This window comes from Treponema sp., assembly GCF_024696245.1.
Taxonomy (GTDB): Bacteria; Spirochaetota; Spirochaetia; order Treponematales; family Treponemataceae; genus Treponema_D.
Genome location: NZ_JAILGZ010000161.1, coordinates 1 through 3,281, shown reverse-complemented (window position 1 = coordinate 3,281; position 3,281 = coordinate 1). Strand labels below are relative to the sequence as shown.

The window sequence follows — 3,281 nt, the reverse complement described above, 5'->3', positions numbered from 1 at the left end:
GCCCTTAAAAACCAGATGGACAAACTTGTTCAGGAAGACAAGGTAATAGAAACAGAATACATCTCCTACCAGGAAGCATGTCAGCTTCTTGAAAAGCTTAATCTTACAGAAACCCGCAAGCAGCTTAACTACCGCTGTCCTGCAAAAATCAAGATTAACCGTATGGATGATTTTTCTGACCTTTACTTTGGACCACTGGCATGTTCAACAGGAGACCTTAAGGTATTTGAACTTAAACCATACCACGAAGGCTTCCTCTTAAGGTTCCCTAAGCACGATAACCCTGATGCCCTTACAGAATTCCAGGACCAGCCAAAGCTCTTCCAGATTTACAAGCGCTATAAGGAATGGGGAAAACGCCTTAACGTTACTTCTGCAGCTTCCTTAAACCAGCTTATTCACGACAGACAGGTAACAGACTTTGTAAACATTACAGAGACCCTTCAGGTAAAATGTATTTCTGACATTGCAAATCAGATTCACGATAAAGAAACAGCAAGAGTTGTACTTATTGCCGGTCCTTCTTCTTCCGGAAAAACAACTACAAGTAAAAAACTCTCCCTTCAGCTTCAGGCACTTGGTTATAACCCAAAAGTTATCAGCCTGGACTCCTACTATGTGGGAAGGGCAGAAACTCCTAAAGACGAAAACGGCAACTACGACTATGAATGTCTTGAAGCCCTTAACATTAAGCTTCTTAACGAAAACCTGGTAGATCTTTTTGAAGGAAAAACAATCAAGCTTCCTTCCTACGACTTCCATGAAGGGGTAAGTTACTTTAAGGGAGACACCATGAGTCTTGGTCCAAGTGACATTCTTGTAATGGAAGGTATCCACGGCCTTAATGACAGGCTCACTCCTCTTGTACCTGCAGAATATAAATTCAAGATTTACCTTTCTGCCTTAACCCAGCTTAACCTTGATGACCATAACCGCATTGCCACCAGCGACAACCGCCTTATCCGCCGAATTGTTAGAGACTCCCAGTTCCGCGGTAAGAGTGCAGCTGACACTATCGGTATGTGGGATAACGTTCAGAAGGGAGAAAGACTTCACATCTTCCCTTTCCAGAACAATGCGGATGCCATGCTTAACACTGCCCTGGACTACGAACTTGCAGTACTTAAGGTATACGCAGAGCCACTTTTGCGCTGTGTAAGACCTGACCAGAAGGAATACTCAGAAGCAAGCAGACTTTTACAGTTCCTTAACTGCTTCTCTACCCTTCCTGCAACTGCTGTTCCAAATCAGTCAATCATCCGCGAATTTATCGGAGGTTCAGCATTCCACTACTAGGTTAATGCTGAAGATTAAAGCAATAAAAAACACTGTGATTAAAAGTGGCTCTTTGATATGTACCCCCTTTTCTGGACAAACAGAAAGGGGGTACATATCACTTACAGTCACTTAACACAGTGTTTTTTTTATTTATCACTATCATATCTTGAATTAACAATGTCTTCGGTCTCTGCCTCTTCTTCCTTTAAGACATCGTCCTTCCATTGATTAAGCTTTTTTTCCCTCAGTTTTTCCAGAACCTTAACCTTCTGCATGGCTTCCTTTACCACCTGCCGCCTCTGGTCTGCAATTATTTCCAGTTCCGCAATTTCCTTAAAAATTTCTTCTTTTTTCTGATCAAGAAAGGCAAAATACTGCTGGCTCTGACTTATAAATGCAAAATCCTTACATCCCCGTCCCTGTTCTACCACCTGATTATGGGAAGCGGCCATTTCTTTAAGCTGATTTTGAAGGGCTGCAATCTGGGAATTTATTTTTCCAAGTTCACTTTCTGCTTCTTTCTGTTCAAAGCGGCGTAACTCAAGGATTTTTTCCATGGAGAATTCAAACTTTTTCATAAAGATTCAGATTTACCCTATAAAGCAAACTGGGGCTGGGATGAATATTCTTCCGGAGGAATTTCTATACCGCTTAATACGGAAAGCTTTTGTAGTGACTGTTCCATAGTGCTTTCTTCGTATTCTTCCTGGCACAAAAACTCTTCTATGGCGGAATGATGTTCTATGGCTTCGTCAATTTCTACGGAATTTCCCTTCTGGTAAACACCGGCAATAATCATTTCTTCCTGCTGGGCATAAGTTGCCATCCAGGTCTTTACCCTCTGCACTGCCTTAAGGGTATTTTTACCGCTGACCTTTCTTGCAAGACGGCTGATACTTGGAAGAACATCTATGGCAGGATAATGCTGACGTTCCTGAAGCTGTCTGCTGAGAATAATATGACCGTCAAGAATACCACGGACAGTATCGCTGACAGGTTCATCCAGTTCACCACCTTCTACAAGAACTGTGTAAAAGGCAGTAATAGTTCCCTTATCATTGGCACCGGCACGTTCCAGCAGTTTCTGAATCATATTGAAGGTGCTTGCAGGATAACCACGGCGCTGAGGAGGCTCACCATTAGAAGAACCAACATCCCTCTGAGCCTGGGCAAAACGGGTAATGGAATCAATCATAAGCATTACATTCTTACCCTGATCCCTAAAATATTCAGCAATGGCAGTAGCAACATAAGCAGCCCTGATTTTAGCAATCTGAGACAGGTCTCCGGTAGCAGCAACTACAACTGACCTTTTAAGACCTTCCTCACCAAGGTCATTCATAATAAATTCCGGAACTTCACGGCCGCGTTCACCAATAAGGGCAATTACGTTAACATCAGCATCCGTATTGCGGGCAATCATACCCATAAGGGTACTTTTTCCTACACCTGAACCTGCAAAAATACCAAGACGCTGTCCCCTGGCAACTGTAAGAAGGGTATCAATAGCCCTTACACCAGTACTTACCCTGCTGTCCAGGCTTTTTCTTGTTAAAAACTTAGGAGCATCAGCAACAGCTGGATAATATCCGTCAGTTGCAATATCCCCTTTTCCATCGCAGGGACGGCCAAGACAGTCTACAACCCTTCCCATAAGATCAGGTCCTACAGGAACTTCAAGAAGATGACCGCTGCCTGTTACCCTGGCACCAACTTCAATTCCCTCTGTGGAACTGTAAGGCATAAGCTTTACTGTTTTTCCATCAAGAGAAATAACTTCTGCAAAAATTTCTGTTTCTTTGCTTTTAACTTCTATAGTACAGATTTCCCCGATTACGGAACTGGGGCCAAGGCTTTCGATGTAGCTGGAATTTACGGAAGTTACTGTTCCCGTATATTTAATAGGTTCAGTGCGCTCCACAATATTAGTATATTTAGTGAAGAATTTTTCCATGGCTATGCATCCGGATTAATAACATCTGACTTACTGACAGTCTTAATAG

The 3,281-nt window shown here is 42.7% G+C and carries 3 protein-coding genes; 1 reads left to right on the top strand and 2 read right to left on the bottom strand.

Going from position 1 to position 3,281, the window contains the following annotated elements:
* On the top strand, window positions 1-1,296 hold a 1,296-nt coding region (locus K6D58_RS11590), incomplete at its 5' end, for a uridine kinase family protein (RefSeq protein WP_296830833.1).
* Window positions 1,297-1,424: 128 nt separating this feature from the next.
* On the opposite strand, the gene fliJ is transcribed toward K6D58_RS11590, so the two are convergent.
* Window positions 1,425-1,856: a flagellar export protein FliJ gene (gene fliJ / locus K6D58_RS11585; protein WP_296830831.1), complete on the bottom strand. Its 432-nt coding sequence runs from the start codon at window positions 1,854-1,856 to the stop codon at window positions 1,425-1,427.
* 17 nt (window positions 1,857-1,873) lie between these two features.
* A complete protein-coding gene (locus tag K6D58_RS11580) occupies window positions 1,874-3,232 on the bottom strand; it encodes a FliI/YscN family ATPase (protein ID WP_296830829.1) in 1,359 nt (452 codons plus the stop codon).
* Window positions 3,233-3,281: the final 49 nt, after the last annotated feature.